A 23108-nucleotide genomic window follows, 5' to 3' on the forward strand; every position below is an offset into this window, starting at 1 on the left:
CTACGCCGGGATGCAATCTTAACGTAAAAACTGGTGCTGAGGAACCGCCTTAATGACCCCGCTGATTGGAATTATGATGCTGGCAGCCTATCTTTGTGGCTCCATTTCGTCGGCAGTGCTGGTCAGCAAGCTGTTTCGCTTACCCGACCCCCGCTTACATGGCTCTGGCAACCCGGGTGCCACCAATGTGTTGCGTTTAGGCGGTAAACTGCCGGCAATACTGGTGTTGGTGTTTGATATCTTAAAAGGCACTATTCCGGTATGGGGCTCATACTTTCTTAAAATTGAACCGCTGTTTTTAGGCCTTATTGCTATTTGCGCCTGTGTTGGCCATATTTTCCCGCTGTTTTTTGGCTTTAAAGGCGGCAAAGCCGTGGCGACCGCCTTTGGCGCTATGATGCCGATAGGGCTGGATTTAGCCGGCCTGTTAATTGCCAGTTGGTTGATTATTGTCGCGTTAAGCGGTTACTCGTCACTGGCCGCCATTTTAACAGTAAGCCTGGCGCCGCTGTTTACCTGGTTTATTAAACCGCTGTATACCGTCCCGGTGTTAATGCTTAGCGTATTAATTATTTTGCGCCACCGCGAGAATATAGTGCGTTTGTATCAGGGCAAAGAAAGCAAAGTCTGGGATAAAACCCGGCGTATTCGGGAGTGAACACCCGCTCAGTATGTGCTTTCGGTTGCAACTCCCGCTTTGGCTCGCCACAGCAACTCGCCCTACTGCCTACGGCAGGGCTCAGACACTCTGTGCCGCCCAAATCGGGATTCCAACCTTCAGTCCAAACTCCTGACTTATCGGCTTAAACCGCTGGCAACTCCTGCATTGGCCAGCGCGGTGTAACGCCGATGGTTAAATCCTGCTGCTGACCCGCCACTAAGCGGTAATAACCGGCCAGCGCGATCATGGCGCCGTTGTCGGTGCAAAACTCCTTACGCGGGTAAAACACCTCACCGCCATGGCGCTTCAGTAATAGCGCTAATTGCTCGCGCAATGAGGTATTGGCGCTAACGCCACCGGCAATTACCAGCCGTTTGTAACCCGTTTGCTGTAGCGCCCGCTCACACTTAATCACCAGCGTATCGACCACCGCCTGTTGAAACGAGGCTGCAATATCGGCTTGCACCTGACTGCTGTTGCCTTCTTTAGCAATGACATTGGCCGCTGAGGTTTTTAAACCGCTAAAGCTAAAGTCCAGCCCGGGCCGGTCGGTCATCGGCCGCGGAAATTTGTATTTTTTCGCGTCGCCCTGTGTCGCCAGCTTTGCCAGCAAAGGGCCACCGGGGTAATCCAGCCCCATTAGCTTAGCCGTTTTATCAAAAGCCTCGCCAGCGGCGTCGTCGATAGACTCACCCAGTAATTCATACCGACCAATGCCTTCTACCCCGACCAACTGGGTATGGCCGCCGGACACCAGCAACGCCAGAAACGGAAATTGCGGCGGGGTTTCTTCCAGCATCGGTGCCAGTAAATGCCCTTCCATATGATGCACGGCCAGCGCTGGCTTGCCCCAGGCCAGCGCCAGCGAGCGGCCAATAGCGGCGCCCACCAGCAAAGCGCCGGCTAAACCCGGCCCGGCGGTGTAGGCAACGCCATCGATACTGGCGGCATCGCACCCGGCCTCGGCTAAGGCTTGTTTAATCAACGGAATGGTTTTACGGATATGATCGCGCGACGCCAGCTCGGGTACCACACCGCCGTAATCGGCATGCAATGGGATCTGGCTGTACAGCACATGACTGAGTAAGCCCTGCTGCTGATCGTAGATCGCTATGCCGGTTTCATCGCAGGATGTTTCTATACCTAAAACTCGCATCTGTGCCTCAAGTCCACTAAAATGGCGGCCATTGTACCGGCTCAGCCCCCGCAGAGCCAGAGGATCGGATTTAGATCACAGAACTGCTTTACATCGCCCGGTGTTTTTGCGTAAAATGCCGCACCATTTTTAATCGTATTGGTTCAGAGATAACCAATTTGGCCCTGAGGTGAGAATTTAATGCCTGTTGTTAAAGTAAAAGAAAACGAACCCTTTGACGTAGCTTTACGTCGTTTCAAGCGCTCATGCGAAAAAGCTGGTGTATTAGCAGACGTTCGCGCTAAAGAATTCTACGAGAAGCCAACCTGGATCCGTAAGCGTAAAAAAGCAGCAGCTGTTAAGCGTCACGCTAAGAAGCTGTCTCGCGAAAACGCACGTCGTATCAAGCTGTACTAAGCGTCGCTTAGCGCACCCGCTTTACGACCACGGCGCTGTCTGCTGATACGCCATCAGCATAGAAAAGCCCGTTGTGATATTGCAAAGTTGATATCTGCATACCGTGCCCGCAAGGCACGGTTTGTCTTTTTCTGAATAACACCGAAGGAAAAAGGTTGGCAGGACAAATTCCAAGACAGTTTATCGACGACTTGCTGGCCCGTACCGACATCGTCGAGCTAATTGACCAACGCGTACCGCTAAAAAAAGCCGGTAGAAATTACGCCGCCTGTTGCCCATTTCATAGCGAAAAATCGCCCTCTTTTACCGTTAGCCCGGATAAACAGTTTTACCATTGCTTTGGCTGTGGCGCACACGGCAATGCCATCAGTTTTATGATGGAGTTTGAACAGCTGGAATTTGTTGAAGCCATAGAAGAACTGGCGCAATTGCACCATTTGGACGTGCCGCGCGAACAAGGTACGGGAAAACAACGGCCAGCCGCACAAGCGGATGACTATAACCTGATGCAGCAAGCCGCCGGTTTCTATCAGCAGCAGCTGCAACAACACCCGGACAGCCCACGGGTACGTGACTACCTGCAAAAACGCGGCCTGAGCGACCAAACCGTCGCCGATTTTGCTTTAGGTTATGCGCCTGAAAGCTGGGATGCGCTGTTAAAGCAACTAAGCCCCGTCAACAACCGCCAGCTGCGTGATCAGCTGTTCGAGCTGCGGCTGATTAACCGCAATGACAGCGGCCGGGAATATGATTTCTTCCGCGACCGCTTAATGTTTCCTATTCGTGATAAGCGCGGCCGGGTTATTGCCTTTGGTGGCCGGGTACTGGGCGATGGCACACCGAAATATTTAAACTCACCGGAGAGCCGGCTGTTTCATAAAGGTCGTGAATTATACGGTTTATATGAAGTACGCCAACAGCCGGGCCATGTTAGCCAAATTTTGGTGGTAGAAGGCTATATGGACGTGGTTGCGCTGGCCGAGCATGACATCCGCTTTGCTGTCGCCTGCCTGGGCACCGCCACCACCTCAGATCATATGCACACGCTGTTTCGTTACACCCCAAAAGTGGTGTGCTGCTATGACGGTGACCGTGCCGGACGGGATGCCGCCTGGCGTGCATTGCAAAGTGCCCTGCCACAGTTAAAAGATGGCGTAGAGCTAAATTTTGTGTTTTTACCCGACGGCGAAGACCCGGACTCGTTAGTACAAAAAGAAGGCAAAGCTGCGTTTTTACAGCGCATAGATAGCGCCATGCCGCTGAATCAGTACTTTTTTGAACACTTAGTACAAGAATTTGACCCGGCCACCGACGCTGGCAAGTCGGCGTTATCGGTAAAAGCCGCCGAGCTGATTAAACAAATTCCAAGTGAATTTTACCGCGACAGCTTAAGCGATAAACTGGCCAACCTGCTGGGTAAGCCGCGTGAACAAACAAAAGCGGCGGTTAAACGCGCCGCCAACCGGGTAAAACCGGCAGCAATGAAAATAACACCAATGCGCCGGGCTATTGGTTTATTGCTGCAGTACCCCAATTTAGCCAGTGTAATGCCCGATGCCCCTGAGCTGGCCGAAGCCAATATTCCCGGTATTGGGCTATTGTTATCGTTACAACAGCGCTTGTTACAACAACCGGATTTAACCACAGCGCAGCTTATTGAGCAGTGGCGTGGCTTACCGGAGCACAGCATTTTAATGACATTGGCCGCCTGGGATCATCAGATTGAACCCGAGCAGCTGTCACAGGAATTTGTCGATACCTTTCACTCGATTGAGGATCAGTATTTGCAACAACGGCTGGAAGCCCTGGAACGTAAGGACAAACTGCAGCAACTGAGTAAAGCCGAATGGCATGAATACAAACTGTTGCTGCAGGCGCTGAAAAGCAAAAAACCAAAGCTTGCGACCTAATGCAGCTGGCTAGAAAAGCCGCGCTTTGTTATAATCGCTAGTTCGCAATTTTACATTAATCTAATTGGTGGAAGATAAGTCTCTATGGAGCAAAATCCTCAGTCGCAGTTAAAACTCCTGATCATCAAAGGTAAAGAGCAAGGTTATCTGACCTTTGCTGAGGTGAATGATCACCTGCCACAAGACATTATCGATTCTGATCAGATAGAAGACATTATCCGCATGATCAACGACATGGGTATCCAGGTGTTTGAAAGCGCCCCGGATGCTGATGATCTGATCATGACCGATGCCACCACAGATGAAGATGCCGTGGAAGAGGCAGCGCAAGCCTTAGTCAGCGTAGACAAAGAACTGGGCCGTACTACCGACCCGGTGCGGATGTACATGCGCGAAATGGGTACCGTTGAGCTTCTGACCCGCGAAGGCGAAATTGACATCGCTAAACGTATTGAAGACGGCATTAACACCGTACAAAGCTCGGTAGCTGAGTATCCGGAAGCCATTACCTATCTGTTAGAACAATGGGACAAATACGAAGCGGAAGAAATCCGTTTAAGTGACATCGTCACCGCATTTATTGACCCGAATGATGTCGATGAAGCGCCAATCGCTGGCAGCCATATCGGTTCTGACGTACCGGAAGATCAAATGGATGATGATGACGACTCAGATGATGACGATGATTCTGATGGCGATTCTGACGACGGCGACAGCGGCCCGGATCCGGAAATGGCGCGGCAAAAGTTTGGTGAGCTGCGTACTCAATACGACATTACCCGCAACTCTATCGTGCAAAACGGTCGCGAGCATGCGACGACTAAGGCCGAAATTGAAAAATTAAGCGAAGTGTTCCGCTGCTTCCGCCTGGTGCCCAAGCAATTTGACCGCCTGGTTAAAAACATGCGCGAAATGATGGACCGGGTACGGGTGCAGGAACGCATCGTCATGAAGCATTGCGTTGAATACGCCAAAATGCCGAAGAAGAACTTCGTCAAAGCCTTTACCGGCTTTGAAACCTCTACTGCCTGGTTAGATGCTGAAATTGCCGGCAATAAGCCGTATTCGGCCAAGCTGGACGAGCACAAAGAAGAACTGGTTCGCAGCATTGAAAAACTGAAAAAAATTGAAGAAGAAACCGGCCTGAGCATCTTTAAAATTAAAGATATCAACCGCCGCATGTCTATTGGTGAGGCCAAAGCCCGCCGGGCGAAAAAAGAGATGGTCGAGGCGAACTTACGTCTGGTTATTTCTATCGCGAAAAAATACACCAACCGCGGCCTGCAGTTCCTCGACTTAATTCAGGAAGGTAATATCGGCCTGATGAAAGCGGTAGATAAATTCGAATACCGCCGTGGTTATAAATTCTCAACCTATGCGACCTGGTGGATCCGGCAGGCCATTACCCGCTCTATCGCGGATCAGGCCCGCACCATCCGTATTCCGGTGCATATGATTGAGACCATTAACAAGTTAAACCGTATTTCGCGCCAGATGCTGCAGGAAATGGGCCGCGAGCCATCACCGGAAGAATTATCCGAACGCATGCAAATGCCGGAAGATAAAATTCGCAAAGTGCTGAAAATTGCCAAAGAGCCGATCTCAATGGAGACGCCGATTGGTGATGATGAAGATTCGCATCTGGGCGACTTTATCGAGGACAGCACCGGTGAATCACCGCTGGACTCGGCCACTATGGAAAGTCTGAAAAACGCGACCAACGAAGTACTGGCCGGCTTAACCGCGCGCGAAGCGAAAGTACTGCGGATGCGATTTGGTATCGATATGAACACCGACCATACGCTGGAAGAAGTGGGCAAACAATTCGACGTAACGCGTGAGCGTATCCGTCAAATTGAAGCCAAAGCCTTACGCAAGCTGCGCCACCCGTCACGTTCAGAAGTATTAAAAAGCTTCCTCGACGAGTAGAACAAAGCAACAATATAAAGGCGCCTTCATGGCGCCTTTATTATTTTTGCGCTGATAAGTTTAAAAAAACAGCAGTTAAGCGGTATAAGCTCAAGATGCCGGATGACAAAGACGGTAAAAGTTTTTATACTGCCTGCCGTTTCACCTATGATGGCCCCATAGCTCAGTTGGTTAGAGCGCTCGACTCATAATCGATCGGTCGCTGGTTCGAGTCCAGCTGGGGCCACCATTCCAAGCTTTGCTTTCCTCCAATTACACAATAGTTAATAGATTCTACTCAAACACCGTTAGCACTGCGTATAGCTTTGGCTTACACTGAACTACCTGCCGTTTTTTGTGATCATTAATACTATGCTGCCTGCTGAATTACCGCTAAATGAAACAGAGCGTTTACAAGCGCTGGCCGCGACCGGTTTACTGGATAGCCCGGACAGTGACAATTTTGATCGCTTTACCCGCCTGGCGCAGGCGTTATTTGGTTGTAAAATCTCTCTTTTTACTTTGGTTGATGAAAAGCGACAGTGGTTTAAATCGCGCCAGGGTATCGCGTTAAAAGAAACGCCGCGTGATGTGTCTTTTTGTGGCCATGCCGTCTTTAACGATAAATTGTTGTATGTACCCGATGCCAGCCAGGATCAGCGCTTTGCAGATAACCCGCTGGTTACCGGTGCCCCCGCTATCCGCTTATATGCCGGCGTTCCTCTGCACTCAGTTGACGGTTTACCACTGGGCACCTTGTGTATCATTGATGATATGCCGCGCGAGCTTAATCAGCTGCAGTTAACCCTGTTACAGGATCTGGCAGCGCTGGCTGAGGCTGAAATTGCCCGCTGTGCGCTGACAGCGCAAAAGAAGCAGCTAGAGCTGGATAAGGCAACACTGGAGCAGCAGCGCCAAAGGTTAAACGCCTTTATTGATAGCTCGCGCCTGGCCACCTGGGAGTGGAATGTACAAACCGGTGACGCCATATTTAACACGCGCTGGTCTGAAATTATTGGCTATGAGCTACATGAATTGATGCCGCTTAGCGTGGAAACCTGGTTAAAACTGGTACATCCGGCTGACAAAGCCCGCTCAGAGCGTTTATTGCAGCGTCATTTTGACGGCGAGCTGCCGTTTTATGAACTGGAGTGCCGCATGCAACATAAAGCCGGACACTGGGTATGGGTGTTAACTCAGGGCAAAGTGATCAGTTTTACCGGGCAAGGGTTACCAAGACTGATGGCGGGTACCCATCTGGATATCACCGAGCGTAAAGCCAATGAGGAAGCGATTACTGAAGCCTTCAGCTTATTGCAGCGTGTGTGCCGCAATGCGGGGATTGATATTGCTTCTTCAACAACAGCAAAAAACACCACTGAAGACTGACAAATACAGGCGTTTAAAAGGCGGCATTTGCCGCCTTTTGCCTGAGCATGCGTTAATTAACGCACGATATCCATCTCATCCAGCAGGTTCTGCGCACCATCAACATGTTGCATCAGCCACAGCACGTAGCGAATATCGACGTGAATAGCGCGGGTAATTTCCGGGTTAAAGTACCAGTCTTTGGTGATTGACTCGTAAGTAGAATCAAAATTCAGCCCCACCAGTTCGCCCTTACCGTTCATTACCGCAGAGCCTGAATTACCGCCGGTGGTATCGGCACTGGATAAAAAGTTTACCGGCACTGAGTTAAAGGCTTTTACCTCGAGTTGTGGGCAACCTGCCAGCCGGCATAAAAAGCCCGGCTCATATTTTGCCGCTAAATCGGCGTAAAAATAGCCATCGGTGTTACCGGCGTTATAGGCATCGACCAGTTTTTGCGGCAGGCTAAACGGGTACTCGGCCTGGCGCTTGGCAATCATGCCTTTAACCGAGGTAAAGGGGGTTTTATATACGCCATCTTTCGCCGGGTAACCCTCTACGCTACCGTAGGTAATGCGCAGTGTACTGTTGGCATCGGGGTAAACCGGCTTACCCAGGGTGTTGTTGTAGGCAATAATGGCTTGCATATAGGCCGGGCGCACAGTAGATAGCTGACCGCTTAAGGTTTTCTGTTCCAGCTCCAGCGCTTTGTTTTTGTCAAACAAGGCCACGGCCAGCTTGATAAAAGGGTCGTCGCTGGTGACAAACTCGTTCGCTGCTTTACCCAGCCAGGCTTTACGGCCTGCTGTAGTGGTTAACCTGGTGTGCTGATATAGCGGCGCAAGCTTGCTGCTGACCTCGTCTTTGGTCATATTGGGCGTTAACCCCAGTGCAGCATCTAATTCGGCTACACGCACTGCCTCTGGCTGCGCCAGATAGTCGGCCAGCTGCTCCGACCAAATGGCTAAATCCATGGTCGGGTGAAAGCTTTTTTCCAGCCGCGCTAAGCGGCTTTCAATCATGGCTAAATCGCGCTGCTGATAACCCATCTCGCGCATCGCGTCCGGCTTTTCACTTTCTACCGCTAAACGGTATAACCGCATCGCCGCCTGTAACATATCGCTGCGTTTGGCATTGTCAAAGTAGTAGGTTTGCTGGGTATAAGCCTGCTCGGCAGCAATCACCTGTTGCAGCTCAGTGATACTTTGCTGGTACTGCTGATACCTGGCATCGCTGTTAATCCAGTTCAGTAGCGCTTGCTGCTGTTGCTGCTTAATGGCGTGAATATCCGTCACTTTAAAGCCATCCAGTAAGCCCTGCAGTTTTTTCATGCGGTTGTTCAGGCTTTTTACTGTCGAGGCGTATTTAACTTTCAGTTCGGCATCAGTGGCAGCCAAACGGTCAATAGTCGCAATAATTTGCTGGTAGGTTTTAACCTGCGCCGGGTATTGCCAGTTGGCAGCGAAAGCAATCTCATCGGCTAAGCGGTAACGGCTGGTACGGCCCGGGTAACCGGCCAGTAAAATGCCATCGCCGGCACGTACGCCACTGGCATTCACTTTCAGGTAATGCTTGCTCTGATAAGGTACGTTGTCGACCGAATAGGCCGCAGGCTTGCCATCTTTGCCAACATAGCCGCGTAAAAAGGTGTAATCACCGGTGTGACGCGGGTATTCAAAGTTATCAATATCACCGCCAAAGTTACCAATAGCCTCACTTGGTGCGTACACCAGCCGTACGTCCTGCAACATCAGCTGCTTGATCTGAAAATACTGCATGCCATGATGAAAACTGACTACCGAGCAGCGGTAGTTCGGGTCGGCTTCACAGTTTTTGATCAGCGCTTTACGGTTAGCTTCAATGGCTTCATAGCGCGCTGCGCCAGTTAGCTCTGGCGCTAACGAACCCGACACCTGGGCGGTCACGTCGGTGACGGCTTCGGTAATATATAACCGCTCCTGTGCACCGGCGGGTAACTCTTCAGCGCGTGTTTTGGCTAAAAAGCCCTTTTCAATCAGGTTATTGTCTTTGGTCGAATTATTCTGAACAGCATTGTAAGCACAATGATGATTGGTTATCACCAGGCCATTGGGCGAAACAAAAGAGGCCGAGCAATACCCCAGGCTAACAATGGCACTCATTGGGTACTGGCTTAAGTCCGCCAGCTGTTTGCCCGGGATCTCAATACCTTTGGCGCTGAGTTCGGCTTGCAGTTGCGCCATCTGATGCGGCTGCCACTGGCCTTCATCTGCCGCTGCGCTCAGGCTTAAGCCCAGCGCTGCAGCAGTTAACAGGGTTTTAGTTTTCATGCGGGTTCCATGGTTCAGGTTATTTTCATTGTTGTCGCGGCAAATTATCCATGTTGCGCCTTGTTGCGCAACCTCAATGCGATCACTGTGCTGAAATTCCGTTAAGTCGCTACTTAGCCACCAGACAGTTGACGCCCGTTAAGGTAAGCTTGACGCAACTATTACGCTGCAGTTGATATAGGTAGGTTCATGAAAGTTTTAGTACGCAGTTTACTCACCGGCCTGGCTATCGTCTTGCCACTGATTATCACCATAGAGCTGCTGCGTTGGTTTTTGCAGCTGGTAGAAGGCAGCCTGGCACCGCTGCTGCAATTGGTGTTGCCGGTATCCTGGTATATACCGGGCATGGCGATTTTGGGTTTTGTCTTATTGTGTATCCTGATTGGCTTTAGCTCGCGCTGGTCGGGCATTCACCGGCTGTGGCAGCTACCCGGCAAAATCTTAATGCAACTGCCCGGCAGTAAACAAATTTACGGCATGCTGCAGGATATTATCGATTTAATGGCCGGCAAAAACTTTGCTGACGGTTCTGTGGTGATGGTCAAGCTGCCGCCGTCTGATATTGAGCTGATTGGCATTATTACCAAGCAAGGCGGCCAGGCGGGTGATCGGATGTCAGCGCTGATGCAGGACGATCAAATAGCAGTGTTTATTCCTATGGCTTACAACGTTGGGGGTTATACCGTAATAGTGCCGCGCAGCTGCACGCGTAATATCGATATGAAACCGGCAGAAGCCCTGCAATTAGTATTGAGCGGTGGCCTTGGTAGCAACAAAGCACCCGGCCATCGCCACGAACAGTAAGCGGTTACTAACCCAGCAACATCCACAGCGCCACGCCGAACATCAGGCTGGCGCCGATGCGGTTTAAATACTGCACCCGGTTGGCTTTGCCGAAAAACAGCGCCAGTGCTTTGCCGCCACTGGCGTACAGCAGCATAGAACCAAATTCCAGCAACAGAATAATCGCCACCAGCACCAGCAGCTGTGGCCAGAATGCCAGTTGGCTGTCGATAAACGGCGGCAACAGTGCCATATGAAAGGCCCAGCCCTTGGGGTTAGACACCGCAGTAATAAAGCCCTGGCTAAACAGGGTACGCCGTGCCAGCCTGGCCGGCAGCTCACCCGCTTGTGGTAGTGCCAGTTTGCCTTTGGCGCGCCACATTTGCACACCGATATAGGCCAGATAACAGGCACCGGCTATTTTAAACCACTGAAACACCGCCGGAAATTGCAGCATTATCGCCGCCACACCGCACACCGCCAGTATGGCTACCAGCGCCACGCCCAGCATTTCGCCCCACATCATCCACAAGGTGCGGCGCACGCCCTGGCTCATGCCCAGCGTCATCGCCAGGGTCATACACATACCCGGCGTAACCGAGACAAATAAAAACGTCGGAATAAATGCCCCCAGCAACGCCAGATTAACCATAACCACCTCAGTATTAAACTGGCGCTATTCTGGCCGGTTGCAGCAGCGCCAGCAATAGGTTTGGGCAGGGTTTTTAGTGCGATAACCGCAGTCATAGAAAAACATGGCTTTTAAATTCCTCACCAGCTGTCTAATCCCTCCCCGCTGCTTCGACTAAGCTGTGATACAGCAAATTATTGCGTTTAACACAGGAGATTTGTTATGCCAGCTAATACCGTAACCCTACACCGGGTAATAAAAGCCACGCCAGAGCGGTTGTACCGCGCCTTTTTAGACGCCGATGCCTTAGCCAAATGGTGCCCGCCGCATGGTTTTACCGGCAAGGTACACAGCATGGATGCGTGGGTGGGTGGTGGCTACAGGATGAGTTTTACCAATTTTAATACCGGCAGCAGCCACAGCTTTGGTGGCACTTATCTGGAATTAAAACCTAACGAGCTGATTCGCTACAACGACCAGTTTGACGACCCTAACCTGCCGGGCCAAATGCTGGTAACCATTAAATTAAAACCGGTATTGTGCGGCACTGAACTGACGATTGAACAAAGCGGCATACCCGAGGCAATACCGCTGGAGTTTTGCTATGCCGGCTGGCAGGAGTCCTTGCAGTTGCTGGCGCTGCTGACCGAGCCGGAAATACCGGATCAAGCCTGAACCCCCGGCTGTATCAGCCAGCTACAGCTTAACCGGCCACTTGTCTGGCCGGTAGTCACATCGTCCCAACCTAATTGCCTTACACTGCCTTTGCTCATATGGCAAAACATTGTACTTAAGTTGGTACATTTAAATTGTCTAATTGTACAAACATTGGTACTATCCTTCTATTCCGTTTTAGCTGTGACAGTGAAAGAACGGTTGTTGAAAAATAGGAGCTAAAGCAAATATGAACATTCTTACTGTTAGCGAAGCACGGGCTAACTTTAAGGCGGTTATCGATACGGTATTGGATACTCACGAACCTACGATTGTGACTAACCAGCGCTCTGGTAATGTTGTGATGATTTCTCAGGAAGATTACAACGCCATGCAGGAAACGCTGTACTTACTCAGTACACCGAATAATGCAAACCGTTTGCGCGAATCGGTAGCACGCATTAAAGCTGGCGCCTTCGAGGTGAAGGAACCCTTTTTAGATGAGCAAGAAACTAACTAAACCCGGCGTTGCCTTTGATGCGCACGCATGGGATGACTACCAATATTTTAAGCAGTACAACAAAAAGCTCAGTGCCCGTATTGATGAGCTGATAAAAGAAGCCATACGCTCACCGCTTGAGGGTAAAGGTAAACCAGAACGGTTAGTAGGCGACTTCGCCGGTTTTTACTCACGCCGGATAGACCGCGAGCACCGCTTGGTTTACACCTATATAGACGGTTATCTGGTAATAGCGCAATGCCGGTTTCATTATTAAAAGCGAAGCAAAATAAGCTACATATGCAGCATTTTCTACAATTATTTGTACCTGACCCTATTTATTAGGTATAGGTTTGTGAATTGATGACTAAAGAAATAAAAGATAAATTTGACACCGATGCTGCCGAACATTTAGTAATTATTGGTTATCCTGATAATAAAGAATATCTTCCAGACTTAGTTTTTTGGTCGTGCTTTCCAAATGATCCCGTTTGCTGGATAACATACCCTTATATCAATAGTTTAAAAGATGAAATACTTGCAGAGGCTATGGCAAAATTTATGACGTTTCATCTTGGCATCGGTCAAGAAGATATGGTCGAAACCGCTTGTGCATTCTTTATATTTGAAGAACGTTCAAATCTTATACCTATGATAATTAGTCTGGCTAATTGTCGCAAGGTGAGTGAATGGTTTGACGCTGCTAACCGAGCCGGAAATACCGGATAGCCCATAACAACGCGAATTGCGGCGCTGACGTGTTAACTGCCAGCGCCGCCATTGCAGCTTTAGCCTTCACCTAAGCTGTCAGCCTTGTCTAAGCCGATAAAGCGATATTGCTCAGGGGCAGGTTTAAAGCTGTGCCCGGCAAAATACATCATGGCCTCGTATAAATGCTCCGGTAGCGCCGGGTCATAATACGCGTACATTTGCTGCACAAGTTCATCTTCAATTAACGCCTCTGTCAGATACAAAAAGGTGTCACAGCTCATGCCTTCATAAGCCTCTTCCGACATCATCTGGCTTAAAAAGCGGTTTTGCATAGCAAGGTGCTGCAGTACCTGTTGCTGCACGGCATCGGCTTGCACCGGTAAGGCCAGTAACGGCAGATACTGCGCCAGCCAATTATCAAATTCCTCCGTTAAATGCTGTGATTGCGCCGCGCTTACGTTACCCACCGCCTGCAGCACAGCGTCGTATTCGCCCGGCTCTGTAAACTGGCTGGCAAAATCCTGCTGCCACTGTGCCGCTTTATCCTGCGGCAGGGTGCTGAATAAAATCTGCAAATTTTGTTTACCTTGTGCAATTGTCATAGCCACCTCAATGTTGTTGATCATCTGCCTGGTTGCATCGAGTTTGCTAAGCAGTAAAGCGTGTTGCTGCTGCAGTGCGCTTACAGCGTCAAAGTCTGGTGCCTGCATCATGTCGCGGATCTGCTCCAGGCTAAAATCCAGCTGCCGGTACAGCAAAATTTGCTGCAGTTTGACCAGATGCTGCTCACCATAGCAGCGATAACCGTTGTCCTGTTGCCTGAGTGGCGTCAGTAAACCTATCTGATCATAATGATGCAAAGTACGCACGCTGATACCGGCAAGTTTACTTACCTGACTGACACTGAAAATTTTTTGCACGCTGCTGCGCCTCCGCCTTGCTTAACTCACCCGATGCGCTAAGCCTGAGCTATAACGTTGCGTTAGGGTCAAGCACTATGATGATTTTTTTACGCTCACTTAGCAAAGATAAAAAACGCCGACGCTGTATGTCACCTGCCTATAGCCGCTGCACAGTGGCGGCAGTAGCTTGCATGTAGAACGGCCTGGTTTTGGCTCCTTGTAAGTTACTCAATAAATTGATATTTTCACCACTTTTTGGCTAACTCATTAATTTAGATTTTTAACAACCAGGCTAGAGCCCGCGTATTTTCTGCCGTTGGGAAATTGGCATAGCTATTGCCTTATGCAGATGAAATTAATCGTTTGAAGGAATAACAACATGAAAAAAATCGTCTCTGCTGCTTTCGTTATCGCTGTGCTTGCGCTGCTGTATACCCAATTTACTGACCTTGCCTACAAGCTGGGCTTTGCCGAGTTAAAAATGGTGGCCGTGCTGGAAAACAGCGAAAAAATGAAAGTGAAGTGCGATGTGTATTCACTGGGCTTTTTTGACGAAATTAAGCTGCAGAATAAATTCCAACAATGCCTGAATGACTATGAAGCCAAAGGCTATAAGATCATCAGCCGCCACGACGCCTGATAAGGGTGCGCCGCAAAGTATATTCAGCGAGAGAAATACCCATGTTAAAAACGCTAATTAAAACCAGCTTAATTGCCACACTGTTAGCCTGTGCCGGCGTTAATGCCGAAACCCGGCTGTTAACCGCCGAACAACACGGCTTTGTCGGCCACTACTCAGCTGCAACGTCCGCAGAGCCACAGGTTGCCGTGCTGGTGCTAGGCGGCGCTGAGGGCGGCATACCCGGGCAGCTGGCACAGCCAGTCATTGATGCTGGCTACCCAACACTGGCACTGGCGTACTTTAACGCCGATGGCTTGCCGCCAGAGTTGGAGAAAATTCCACTGCAGTATTTTGCTAAGGCCAAAACCTGGCTACAAAGCCAGCCGAATATTAAGCAAGATCAACTGATTATCGTCGGCTGGTCCAAAGGAGCAGAACTGGCGCTGCTGTTAGCATCAAAGGATCAGCAAGTTACCAAAGTCGTGGCCATAGCCCCCAGTTCAGTCGTGTGGGCCGGTATTTTAAAAGACTGGACCAAGGTGCCGGCCTCAAGCTGGACCGGGCAAGGCCAAGATCTACCCCATGTGCCATTTAACCCATCCGGGCCGGTAACGGGCTTACGTGACTTGTATAGCCAGTCGTTAGCCAACAGGGTTGATGGTGGTAAAGCCGATATCGCCGTTACCGATATCCAGGGCAAAGTCATACTAATGTCAGGTGAGAACGACGCCATCTGGCCAGCACCGCAAATGGCCACCGAGGTGTGCCAGAAAATCAACGCCAAACGCAAAAACCAGTGTGAGCATTTGTACTATGAAGGCTTGGATCACTTGTTAGACTATAAGTTTTTAGACAAAAACGATGCTTTGCATCAAACCTTTATCGACAAGCTTAAAGCCGGCTAACCATTTATCCTGCAGCACAGTACTAAGCCGGGCCTGCCCGGCTTTTGTATTTGATGTCATTGGATTTCACCTGAAGCAGTTGTTTTTTTATCTGTACCTGACCCTATTTATTTGGAGCCTCAGTCATGTTTAATCAAAGTCGGATCTGATACCGGTTGATAAGTGCTGGGTTTATCAATCTGCAGCGCAAGTAAGTCATACGGAATACGAGGTTGCAGCAGCGCTGCAAATTCATCCGTGTCAGTTATGCTCTCGTCCAGCCAGCGGTTAACCAGTGCTACGTCTCTTGGCAACATTAACGGTGATGCTTTGCTGTGTATGTGTTTGAGCTTGGGGTGTGGCGGTAAGGTAATCACAGAGCACGACAAAGCTGTCTCTCCGGTATTTTTGTTAACCCATTCCCGACACAGGCCGCCCAGCAAGATCGCACCGTCTTGTGCTATCAGATCATGGTAATGCAGCGGCTTGTTGTTCACATACTCTGTTTCGCCAAAGCCTTTGGCCGGTATAACGCAGCGGCTGTGGCGGTAAGCCTGGTAGCCAGCAGAGCCTTTTACATTTAGCTTATCGTAGCGGCTGTTAAACGACGTGTATTTAGACGGTTTAAAGCCTGTATCGGCAGGCTCTAACAGCAGCCACCAAATCGCGTTATCCATTCGGCGAATACTGTCTTTTTGCCTGACAATACTTACCTGATTGGTAGCCCGGATAAACCGGCTAAAAATTTGGCGCTCAGGGAATAGCTGGATCTGCAGCCCCTCACACAGTTCTCTTACGCTGGGATCGTCGATAACATTAAGTCTGCCGCACATGTCTGGACTTCATGATGCCGTTTAGATATTGCTAGTATGGGCTATTTAGCGAATTTTGAAGCACAACATCTACTTCCGTTAAGGATAATTAGGGCATGCCAATGAAGCAAAAAAGGCTTCATATGTCGCTTATTTAACTTCATTTGTAATCGCATAAGAGGCCGGCTTTCCGGCAGAACGACACACACTTAATGAACATTTATTTGATAATTAGGGTCAGATCAGAATTAAAGCTGCTATAACCAACTTAATTTTGATCTGACCCCGTTTATTAGATGAGCAAGAAACTGACTAAACCCGGCGTTGCCTTTGATGCAAACGCATGGTATGACTACCAATATGTTAAACAGTACAACAAAAAGCTAAGTGCCCGTATTGATTAGCTGATAAAAGAAGCCATGCGTTCACCGCTGGAAGGCAAAGGCAAACCAAAACGGTTAGTAGGCGACTTCGCCGGCTTTTACTCACGCCGGATAGACCGCGAGCACCGCTTGGTTTACACCTATATAGATGGTTATCTGGTAATAGCGCAGTGTAGGTTTCACTACTAAAATCGAAGCCAAATAAGCTACATATGAAGCTTTTTTGGCTTCATTTAGCAGTTAACTGCAGGGAAAATGGATTGCACTAATTCGATCTAAAAATATCGATCTGCCGGGCTTTTTTCTGCACCCGCTAACCGGAGGCAGAAAAGGCCAGTGGTCAATAACGGTAACAGGCAACTGGCGTATTACCTTTGAACTGAATAACGGCGATGTGTACATCGTAAATTACGAGGATTATCACTAATGGCCACTATGTATAACCCACCGCATCCGGGCGAGCTGATTAAAGAAACTATGGAAGCTCTGGATGTCAGCGCCCGTAAGCTGGCATCGGCATTAGATGTCGCGCCCTCAACCGTGCAACGGTTGATTAGCGGTAAGTCGGACATTTCACCGGAAATGGCAATTCGCCTTGCTGCTGTTATCGGCAGCTCCGAGCGCGTCTGGATGGGCATGCAAGATGCTTATGATCTGTGGCATGCCAGGCAAAAAATAGATACGTCTAAACTGCAGCGATTATGCAGTGCTTAGGCTATTTCATGACATTTGCCAGACAAGACGCGCTAAAATTACTTAAATATCGCCAGAGCATTAAGCGAGTTACAACCCGACACCCGGCAAGAGTTTATGCAAATTCAGCAAGAGCTTGCGCAGTATCGCTGAACATAACAATCGCGACACCTTTCATCTAAAGGATGTTTATTTGGCAAAATAGACAAGATCCGAGTGAAGTTATTTTAAGGCGTCGGCATGAAAATTTACCCAGCACCAGAAAGCGAAAAGCCCCGATGTTACTCACCGAGGCTATGACGCCGACCAGGCACCCCCAATCCACTTGGCAAAAAGTTTAGTGGTTAGTTAAATGCATTTCAACAGCACAGCTGCATTTAGCTGGCCACACAGCAGTAACGTCAGGTTTTTTCAAGTTGCGCATCCATCGGTTATGTTCTAGATTGGGTATTCGGTACAACCTGATAAATATTAAGAACTTCAATTACTTTTGTATGTAGTTCTTTGTTGGCCAAAATAACGAGAAAGGGATGTCTGATGAAGTTGAGCCACGTACTGTCCACATTAAACCAGATAGAAAAATCTAAGTTCATTACGTGTCTGGACAAATTATGCTCATCAGCAGCTTCCAGTGACGAAGTGATTTCAAAGGCGCTGAGTAAAGTTAATCGCCAGATTAAAGACGCGTCTGGCAGTGAGATTACGCACCTTTTCAACGCTGTTGCAATTCAGTATCAGGATTCAATCCGGGAAAAGCTGGCACTAAGCGATGCGTCTATGGCACTGCTGATAAACATTCTTACCCGTGATGGTAACGGTATTGCCCGTATATCGTGGATTGAACAACTCTATACCCGTGAGTGGGAAGCATTAGACGCCCTGGCACAGCAGATCCAACAAGATCTCGATAGCAACCTTACGGAAGACTATGGTCATGCGCATCGGCTAAAAATTTTCCGGGATTGTCTAAACGTAGCCTATACCAACGATGAAAGAATTAATCGCCAGGCAAACATTACCGACGATGAACGCAGCATTCTGAATACTCTGGCTCATCATCTGAAAATTTCTCATGATGAAGTGGTAGCGATAGAACATTTATCCGAACCAATCAAAGCAGGTAAGCAAACGGTAGAAAACTGCCTGCAAGAGCTGCGTGATATGGGTGTGATATTCATTAATCGCAAAACATCAGAAGTGCTAATTCCAGATGAAGTGGTCACGGTATTAAATCAAATCCAAGGTAAAGAACTGGCCGATAAGCATCTACTACGGATCTTACGGGTGCTATCTGACGCTGAATTATCAAATATCTTAAAAAGTTACGGTAAGCGTATTCGCGGCGTTAGCCGGGGCGAAAAAATCAGTACTATTCTGCATTCCGGTATCGCTGTGCGTGATATGTTGTCACGCGATTTATTCGATGAAGCTGACAACCAAAACAAACGCAAAGAGCGCTTAAAACAACTTATCGCTGATTTGGATATCGACGCTGACAAAATAGGCTTCACGCTTGATGAACGCATTGATGTCATTTTGCAAAGCCTGAATAGTGCCGCCGACCGTGAGTTTGATGCCATTAGCGCAACGGGTTATAAAGAAATGTTCGACTCTCTGGTGCAGAACTTTCAAGGTACAGATGCCACTGGTGCTCCGGAAACATTAGTACAGCGCATCCGGTACGAGTATGAGCTTGAAGAGACGGAAGAAATCAACGTTGAGCGCTTGCGGGCGTTGAGTATTACACCACACGATGTGTTGTACCTGCTAAATAATGATGAAGTAAAAGAGCTACGCGATAACCTTAAATTACCCAGAAAAGGCAACCCAAGAACAAACATCCTGGAAGCATTCGCCAATGCCAATGACAAACTAATTGAAAACTACGCGGCGCTGGCTAAGCGCGATTTGTCAGCGCTCAAAGCTGTTGGTATCGAAATTAACGAAGCAGATATTGGCGTGAAGTTTGAAGAAGCGACAAAAACCATTCTTGAACAGCTGGAACTGGACGTTGACGAGGAACTGCGTAAGACGATAAACACCGCAAAAGATAAAGCAGACATTATTATTTCTATCAGCGATGACGATATCATTATTGGTGAAGCAAAAACCTGCAAAGAAGGCGACTTTGCCAAATACTCAGCAACATCCAGACAAATTAAAGCCTACGTAAACCGCTGTGAAAATCAGGGTAAACGCGTAGCGCAGGTGCTGATCATCGCACCAAGTTTCTCGCAGGACTTTATCGAGTCGGCAGAGATGGATACCGAGGTAAACATTTCGCTATTAACAGCGGAAGGATTAAAACAAATTCACGATGCCTACAAAGCCAAACGCCGCCCCAACTTTTCAGCACGGTTACTAACGAAAGGCGGACTGCTTAAGGCTGAGTTGATAGCTAAGAGTATCTAAACTGAAAAATTATAAAAAGAACAGAGAATAGCATGGAAAATAAAGGTATTTTAAGCGAAATTATTAAGCTACCGGCTGAAACATCTAAAATTAATGACCTGATTAGCAGCCTTGAGGCTGAATATGAACAATCAGAACAACTATCGGTAAATAAATGTATTTCGATTTATAAAAAACTAGAATCAATCATCACTTTACTTGAAAATTCATACAATGAACAAAAAGATGAATTTGACTTAGCTTTTACGATAGAAACAACATATGAATTAAAATCTGCATTATTCAGATACCAAGAGCTGTTAAAAAAATCAAATTTAGACCTTGGAGATATCAAAACTAAAGCAATAATCGGGGATACAGATAAATTAATCGATGAGATCACAAAATTCATAGATAGAGTGACAAATGGTTTAGATTATAGTGATTTAGAGCGTTCCTTGGCCTCATTTAGCAACAGTAGCAACCCTTCAATCAAGCTGTTAGAAAGAAAGCTAATAGGAGTAATGGCTAAGCAAAATTCAGCTTTGAAGACAAGAATTAATGAGGAAACCAAGCGAGTGTCTGAGCTAAACGCGGTAATATCAACCTTGAATGAAAAAGTTGACGCTGAGTTAGAAAAAGCGAGCTCCTATAGTTTAGAGAAAATAAATGAAATAGAATCCAATGTTGAATATTTAAAAAAGGCGTCGGTTGCTGTCGCTGTAGATCAAGTTACGCAAAAGCATGCTAAACGAGCTAACGAAGAAGGAGAGCATGCCACTTTCTTAAGAGCTATTGCCTTAGGATGTTTAGGTATTTCTGCAGGGATAGTATTATTGTCAGTTTTTGGGGTACTGGACACTTTTGATTGGAAAGATTTGGCAATAAAGTACGGTGCTATTTTATTTTTTACTGTTCCATTTGCTTATCTTGCGAAAGAGTCAAGCAAACACCGCGATGCACAGAGAAAATACGAAAATTTCGACTTAAGCTACAGCGCAGCATCAAGCTTTATACAGTCGATGAGCAAAGACGATAGATTAAAACTTCAGGCAGATCTTGCGAGGCAAATGTTAGTTAATAACAACCCAGAAATGATCAATGAAAAATCCAGAGACAATACTGATTCTGATCACGTCATTACAGATTTAGCGGAAAAAATTATAGAAATGGCAAAAAGAAGAAGCTAAAAGGGGAAATATCTGTCAACTGACTGCTATTTTACGAAATGGCAGTGGAGTATTCGTTGAATTAAATACTGTGAATTAATTCTGGCGGAACGGAATATTGCAACAATAACTATACCGGCTTGCAGGAATCGTTGCAGTTACTGGCATTATTAAACGAGCCGAAAATACCGGATCAGGGCTGATATATTGCTTGCCCCACCTAAAACGAAAAGACCGAATAAATCATCGGGTGAAGCAGTTTAGCTGTTTACATGAAATCGCTTCACCAACCAGCCTGACAGTCGTTTCACTACCTTTCTATCAGTCATTCCGACGTTCTTGCACAACTTAACACTCTGTTCTATATTGGTGCCAATATATATTTTACTCAGCTTAAATGTAAAAAAGTTAAGGGGCATGAATTGATAGATGACAAGAATAAAATAATTATATCTGGACTATGGGACACACTGAAACGATATGATTCATACATTGCAACAGTAAACTTCAAAAGCGGCTTAATAACATCGCTAAACATAGCAATATTTGGCGCAGTAATCTTAAAAGCGAAAGATATAATCGATCAACATCCAGATACAAAAGTAGCTATCGCCATTGCACTTTTCTTAATTTCCGCATTATCAGCAATAAGTATCATATGGGTAATAAAAAGCATATCCCCAAAACTCACTGCAAAGAAGCTCACACAAACCAGTGAAGATTCAATATTTTTCTTCGGATCTGTTTCAAAAAATCTTACACCAGAACACTACACAATTAAAGTTAACAATTACTCACCTGAAAAATTCCAAAACGATTTAGCAAATCAAGTTTATGAAGTTGCAAATATCCTTCAACTAAAATTCAATCTAATAAAAGTAGCCAGCAATATAACGAAGTTGAATCTATTAATAATGATCGCGCTTTCAGCCTGCCTGTTTTTCAGTAATATTGGAGCAGAACCATGCCTTCATTAAAAGAAATATATACCGACATAAATTTTAAAAAAATAGAAGAGTCAGCATTATTCAGTTCAAATATTCATGATAATCAGTTATCTTCTGAGCCTAAGATGCAAAAGAGTGAAAGTTATCCTGTAAGGGACTTCGGAATACAACAAAAAATAAGAGTATTATTCGGAAAAGCTGGTGTAAATAGAAGCGCCATAGGTGGCCACCCACACTTCGACTACCTAGCAGGAATGGAAAAGTTAAAAGAGGGATTCACAGTATCACTATTCATGGATATAAAGGGCTCAACAAAACTAGGCATAGTCTACCCTATTAACGATGTATTTCGCATAAAGAATACGATAATTAAATGTGCCATCGAAACAATCTTGGCTTTCGACGGTCATGTCCATAGAATAATGGGGGATGCAGTCCTTGCGTTTTTTAGAAGTGATGGAGTTTCAGCAAGAAATTCATCTATTGATGCAATTAACTGTGGCGCTTATCTAGTGCAATTAATGAAAGAGGTTGTAATACCAGAATTAAAAAGCCATGGACTTGATGAAGATGTTGGCATTAGAATTGGCATAGACTACGGCCCAGAAAAAGAAGTCCTATGGGGCATGTATGGATACAGCGGAGCTTCAGAAGTAACGGCAACATCATTTCATGTTGATGTTGCCGCAAAACTGCAACAAGCTGCGCCAAGAAATAGAGTAATGCTCGGAAATTCTATTAAAGAGCTATTAGACCTTCATGAGGATATAATAGAGAATAGATTTTTCATTGAAAATGGTGAAAAGAATATAGCTGAATTCATATCACCAAACTACTTGGATTCAAGCGGCAGAAAAATAAACTACAAACAGTTCGTACTGAGGCAAAAAAACTACTTCAATCTATTACCAAAACCGAGCGATGCAAACAACAAAATAAAATTAACTAGCACTTTAAAGTCAAAAGCTGGCACGCCATCAACTGAAGAGTATCATAGATGCTCTAGAGTCATTCCAAGATCTAAAGGAATTGAATTTAAAGCAAGTTTTTCTCTAACGGGGAATCACCAGAACATACAAGTCAAATTCAGAGTTGAAAATCATGGGAAACAAGCATTTGAGAAAAATGGAGATTCATATGGTAATCATGAAAATCTCGTTGAAGCGTTTACAACAGATGGTATAAATTATACTGCCAAAAATTGGGAGGACACTTCTTATATTGGTTTGCACTACATGTATGTTTCTGTATACAGTGAGGGGGATTTAGTTGTCCCGGAATCATGTTTTGCGGTCTATGTAGGTGACCCGACGTAGTCA

The 23108-nt window shown here is 47.0% G+C and carries 24 protein-coding genes and 1 tRNA gene; 20 read left to right on the forward strand and 5 right to left on the reverse strand.

From position 1 onward, the window contains the following. The first annotated feature begins 52 nt into the window (after positions 1-52). Positions 53-658, forward strand: a complete 606-nt coding sequence (gene plsY / locus EYB30_RS12375) for a glycerol-3-phosphate 1-O-acyltransferase PlsY (RefSeq protein ID WP_166839213.1) — start codon at positions 53-55, stop codon at positions 656-658. 145 nt (positions 659-803) lie between these two features. On the opposite strand, the gene tsaD is transcribed toward plsY, so the two are convergent. Next, on the reverse strand, positions 804-1817 hold the full coding sequence (gene tsaD / locus EYB30_RS12380) for a tRNA (adenosine(37)-N6)-threonylcarbamoyltransferase complex transferase subunit TsaD (RefSeq protein WP_166839214.1): 1014 nt from the start codon (positions 1815-1817) through the stop codon (positions 804-806). Positions 1818-1997: 180 nt separating this feature from the next. Between tsaD and rpsU the strand changes: the two genes are divergently transcribed. From rpsU to EYB30_RS12405, 5 genes are all read left to right on the forward strand, one after another. Beyond that, positions 1998-2213 (forward strand): 30S ribosomal protein S21, encoded by a 216-nt coding sequence (gene rpsU / locus EYB30_RS12385; protein WP_027671378.1) that lies wholly within the window; start codon positions 1998-2000, stop codon positions 2211-2213. 155 nt (positions 2214-2368) lie between these two features. After that, positions 2369-4123 (forward strand): DNA primase, encoded by a 1755-nt coding sequence (gene dnaG / locus EYB30_RS12390; protein WP_166839215.1) that lies wholly within the window; start codon positions 2369-2371, stop codon positions 4121-4123. Between the two features lie 84 nt (positions 4124-4207). Continuing rightward, the gene (gene rpoD / locus EYB30_RS12395) at positions 4208-6052 is read left to right on the forward strand and encodes an RNA polymerase sigma factor RpoD (RefSeq protein ID WP_166839216.1); all 1845 of its coding nucleotides are present in this window, start codon (positions 4208-4210) and stop codon (positions 6050-6052) included. A 152-nt stretch (positions 6053-6204) separates the two neighbouring features. Next, a tRNA-Ile gene (locus tag EYB30_RS12400) sits at positions 6205-6281 on the forward strand. Positions 6282-6388: 107 nt separating this feature from the next. Beyond that, positions 6389-7420 carry a PAS domain-containing protein gene (locus EYB30_RS12405; protein ID WP_166839217.1) on the forward strand — a complete coding sequence of 344 codons (1032 nt, stop codon included), beginning with the start codon at positions 6389-6391 and terminating at the stop codon, positions 7418-7420. A gap of 56 nt (positions 7421-7476) precedes the next feature. Here EYB30_RS12405 and EYB30_RS12410 read toward each other — a convergent pair whose 3' ends face one another. Continuing rightward, positions 7477-9708: a S46 family peptidase gene (locus EYB30_RS12410; protein ID WP_166839218.1), complete on the reverse strand. Its 2232-nt coding sequence runs from the start codon at positions 9706-9708 to the stop codon at positions 7477-7479. Between the two features lie 189 nt (positions 9709-9897). Here EYB30_RS12410 and EYB30_RS12415 point away from each other — a divergent pair, with 189 nt between their 5' ends. Next, positions 9898-10512 carry a DUF502 domain-containing protein gene (locus EYB30_RS12415; RefSeq protein ID WP_166839219.1) on the forward strand — a complete coding sequence of 205 codons (615 nt, stop codon included), beginning with the start codon at positions 9898-9900 and terminating at the stop codon, positions 10510-10512. A gap of 7 nt (positions 10513-10519) precedes the next feature. On the opposite strand, the gene EYB30_RS12420 is transcribed toward EYB30_RS12415, so the two are convergent. Beyond that, positions 10520-11143, reverse strand: a complete 624-nt coding sequence (locus EYB30_RS12420; RefSeq protein WP_166839220.1) for a LysE family translocator — start codon at positions 11141-11143, stop codon at positions 10520-10522. A gap of 201 nt (positions 11144-11344) precedes the next feature. Between EYB30_RS12420 and EYB30_RS12425 the strand changes: the two genes are divergently transcribed. The 4 genes from EYB30_RS12425 to EYB30_RS12440 all read left to right on the forward strand — a co-directional run bounded on the left by EYB30_RS12425 (position 11345) and on the right by EYB30_RS12440 (position 13004). Next, positions 11345-11797 carry an SRPBCC family protein gene (locus EYB30_RS12425; RefSeq protein ID WP_166839221.1) on the forward strand — a complete coding sequence of 151 codons (453 nt, stop codon included), beginning with the start codon at positions 11345-11347 and terminating at the stop codon, positions 11795-11797. A gap of 229 nt (positions 11798-12026) precedes the next feature. Further along, positions 12027-12296, forward strand: a complete 270-nt coding sequence (locus tag EYB30_RS12430; RefSeq protein WP_166839222.1) for a type II toxin-antitoxin system Phd/YefM family antitoxin — start codon at positions 12027-12029, stop codon at positions 12294-12296. After that, positions 12277-12552 (forward strand): Txe/YoeB family addiction module toxin, encoded by a 276-nt coding sequence (locus tag EYB30_RS12435; protein ID WP_166839223.1) that lies wholly within the window; start codon positions 12277-12279, stop codon positions 12550-12552. The genes EYB30_RS12430 and EYB30_RS12435 overlap by 20 nt, the downstream gene beginning before the upstream one ends. A gap of 86 nt (positions 12553-12638) precedes the next feature. Beyond that, positions 12639-13004, forward strand: a complete 366-nt coding sequence (locus tag EYB30_RS12440) for a hypothetical protein (protein ID WP_166839224.1) — start codon at positions 12639-12641, stop codon at positions 13002-13004. 59 nt (positions 13005-13063) lie between these two features. Here EYB30_RS12440 and EYB30_RS12445 read toward each other — a convergent pair whose 3' ends face one another. Next, a complete protein-coding gene (locus EYB30_RS12445) occupies positions 13064-13906 on the reverse strand; it encodes a MerR family transcriptional regulator (protein WP_166839225.1) in 843 nt (280 codons plus the stop codon). Between the two features lie 361 nt (positions 13907-14267). On the opposite strand from EYB30_RS12445, the gene EYB30_RS12450 reads away from it, so the two are divergent. Together EYB30_RS12450 and EYB30_RS12455 are read left to right on the forward strand one after the other, a co-directional pair. Continuing rightward, entirely contained in the window at positions 14268-14528 is a 261-nt protein-coding gene (locus EYB30_RS12450) for a hypothetical protein (RefSeq protein ID WP_166839226.1), read from the forward strand. Positions 14529-14569: 41 nt separating this feature from the next. Continuing rightward, the gene (locus EYB30_RS12455) at positions 14570-15415 is read left to right on the forward strand and encodes an acyl-CoA thioester hydrolase/BAAT C-terminal domain-containing protein (RefSeq protein ID WP_166839227.1); all 846 of its coding nucleotides are present in this window, start codon (positions 14570-14572) and stop codon (positions 15413-15415) included. 119 nt (positions 15416-15534) lie between these two features. Here the strand turns inward: EYB30_RS12455 and EYB30_RS12460 are convergent, their stop codons facing one another. Then, on the reverse strand, positions 15535-16227 hold the full coding sequence (locus EYB30_RS12460) for an SOS response-associated peptidase family protein (protein ID WP_166839228.1): 693 nt from the start codon (positions 16225-16227) through the stop codon (positions 15535-15537). A 386-nt stretch (positions 16228-16613) separates the two neighbouring features. Between EYB30_RS12460 and EYB30_RS18815 the strand changes: the two genes are divergently transcribed. The 7 genes from EYB30_RS18815 to EYB30_RS12495 all read left to right on the forward strand — a co-directional run bounded on the left by EYB30_RS18815 (position 16614) and on the right by EYB30_RS12495 (position 23105). Beyond that, the gene (locus EYB30_RS18815) at positions 16614-16778 is read left to right on the forward strand and encodes a Txe/YoeB family addiction module toxin (protein ID WP_410200345.1); all 165 of its coding nucleotides are present in this window, start codon (positions 16614-16616) and stop codon (positions 16776-16778) included. Between the two features lie 100 nt (positions 16779-16878). Further along, the gene (locus EYB30_RS12470) at positions 16879-17016 is read left to right on the forward strand and encodes a type II toxin-antitoxin system RelE/ParE family toxin (RefSeq protein WP_410200346.1); all 138 of its coding nucleotides are present in this window, start codon (positions 16879-16881) and stop codon (positions 17014-17016) included. Further along, positions 17016-17303, forward strand: a complete 288-nt coding sequence (locus tag EYB30_RS12475; protein WP_166839229.1) for a HigA family addiction module antitoxin — start codon at positions 17016-17018, stop codon at positions 17301-17303. Before EYB30_RS12470 ends, EYB30_RS12475 begins: the two co-directional genes overlap by 1 nt. A gap of 516 nt (positions 17304-17819) precedes the next feature. Then, a complete protein-coding gene (locus tag EYB30_RS12480; protein ID WP_166839230.1) occupies positions 17820-19694 on the forward strand; it encodes a hypothetical protein in 1875 nt (624 codons plus the stop codon). Positions 19695-19726: 32 nt separating this feature from the next. After that, entirely contained in the window at positions 19727-20863 is a 1137-nt protein-coding gene (locus EYB30_RS12485; RefSeq protein WP_166839231.1) for a hypothetical protein, read from the forward strand. A 401-nt stretch (positions 20864-21264) separates the two neighbouring features. Further along, positions 21265-21819, forward strand: coding sequence for a Pycsar system effector family protein (locus tag EYB30_RS12490; protein ID WP_166839232.1), 555 nt, complete (start codon positions 21265-21267; stop codon positions 21817-21819). Beyond that, positions 21807-23105 carry a nucleotide-binding domain-containing protein gene (locus EYB30_RS12495; RefSeq protein ID WP_206674632.1) on the forward strand — a complete coding sequence of 433 codons (1299 nt, stop codon included), beginning with the start codon at positions 21807-21809 and terminating at the stop codon, positions 23103-23105. The genes EYB30_RS12490 and EYB30_RS12495 overlap by 13 nt, the downstream gene beginning before the upstream one ends. The last annotated feature ends 3 nt before the right edge of the window (positions 23106-23108 follow it).

This window comes from Rheinheimera pleomorphica (assembly GCF_011634895.1).
GTDB classification, from domain to species: Bacteria; Pseudomonadota; Gammaproteobacteria; order Enterobacterales; family Alteromonadaceae; genus Alishewanella; species Alishewanella pleomorphica.

Coding starts and splice junctions, on each gene's coding strand:
- EYB30_RS12410 (WP_166839218.1), bottom strand. CDS start 9,708: ATGAAAACTAAAACCCTGTTAACTGCTGCAGCGCTGGGCTTAAGCCTG.
- EYB30_RS12425 (WP_166839221.1), top strand. CDS start 11,345: ATGCCAGCTAATACCGTAACCCTACACCGGGTAATAAAAGCCACGCCA.
- EYB30_RS12440 (WP_166839224.1), top strand. CDS start 12,639: ATGACTAAAGAAATAAAAGATAAATTTGACACCGATGCTGCCGAACAT.
- EYB30_RS12485 (WP_166839231.1), top strand. CDS start 19,727: ATGGAAAATAAAGGTATTTTAAGCGAAATTATTAAGCTACCGGCTGAA.
- EYB30_RS12430 (WP_166839222.1), top strand. CDS start 12,027: ATGAACATTCTTACTGTTAGCGAAGCACGGGCTAACTTTAAGGCGGTT.
- plsY (WP_166839213.1), top strand. CDS start 53: ATGACCCCGCTGATTGGAATTATGATGCTGGCAGCCTATCTTTGTGGC.
- EYB30_RS12420 (WP_166839220.1), bottom strand. CDS start 11,143: ATGGTTAATCTGGCGTTGCTGGGGGCATTTATTCCGACGTTTTTATTT.
- EYB30_RS12450 (WP_166839226.1), top strand. CDS start 14,268: ATGAAAAAAATCGTCTCTGCTGCTTTCGTTATCGCTGTGCTTGCGCTG.
- tsaD (WP_166839214.1), bottom strand. CDS start 1,817: ATGCGAGTTTTAGGTATAGAAACATCCTGCGATGAAACCGGCATAGCG.
- EYB30_RS12475 (WP_166839229.1), top strand. CDS start 17,016: ATGGCCACTATGTATAACCCACCGCATCCGGGCGAGCTGATTAAAGAA.
- EYB30_RS12435 (WP_166839223.1), top strand. CDS start 12,277: ATGAGCAAGAAACTAACTAAACCCGGCGTTGCCTTTGATGCGCACGCA.
- EYB30_RS12415 (WP_166839219.1), top strand. CDS start 9,898: ATGAAAGTTTTAGTACGCAGTTTACTCACCGGCCTGGCTATCGTCTTG.
- rpsU (WP_027671378.1), top strand. CDS start 1,998: ATGCCTGTTGTTAAAGTAAAAGAAAACGAACCCTTTGACGTAGCTTTA.
- EYB30_RS12460 (WP_166839228.1), bottom strand. CDS start 16,227: ATGTGCGGCAGACTTAATGTTATCGACGATCCCAGCGTAAGAGAACTG.
- EYB30_RS12455 (WP_166839227.1), top strand. CDS start 14,570: ATGTTAAAAACGCTAATTAAAACCAGCTTAATTGCCACACTGTTAGCC.
- EYB30_RS12480 (WP_166839230.1), top strand. CDS start 17,820: ATGAAGTTGAGCCACGTACTGTCCACATTAAACCAGATAGAAAAATCT.
- rpoD (WP_166839216.1), top strand. CDS start 4,208: ATGGAGCAAAATCCTCAGTCGCAGTTAAAACTCCTGATCATCAAAGGT.
- EYB30_RS12495 (WP_206674632.1), top strand. CDS start 21,807: ATGCCTTCATTAAAAGAAATATATACCGACATAAATTTTAAAAAAATA.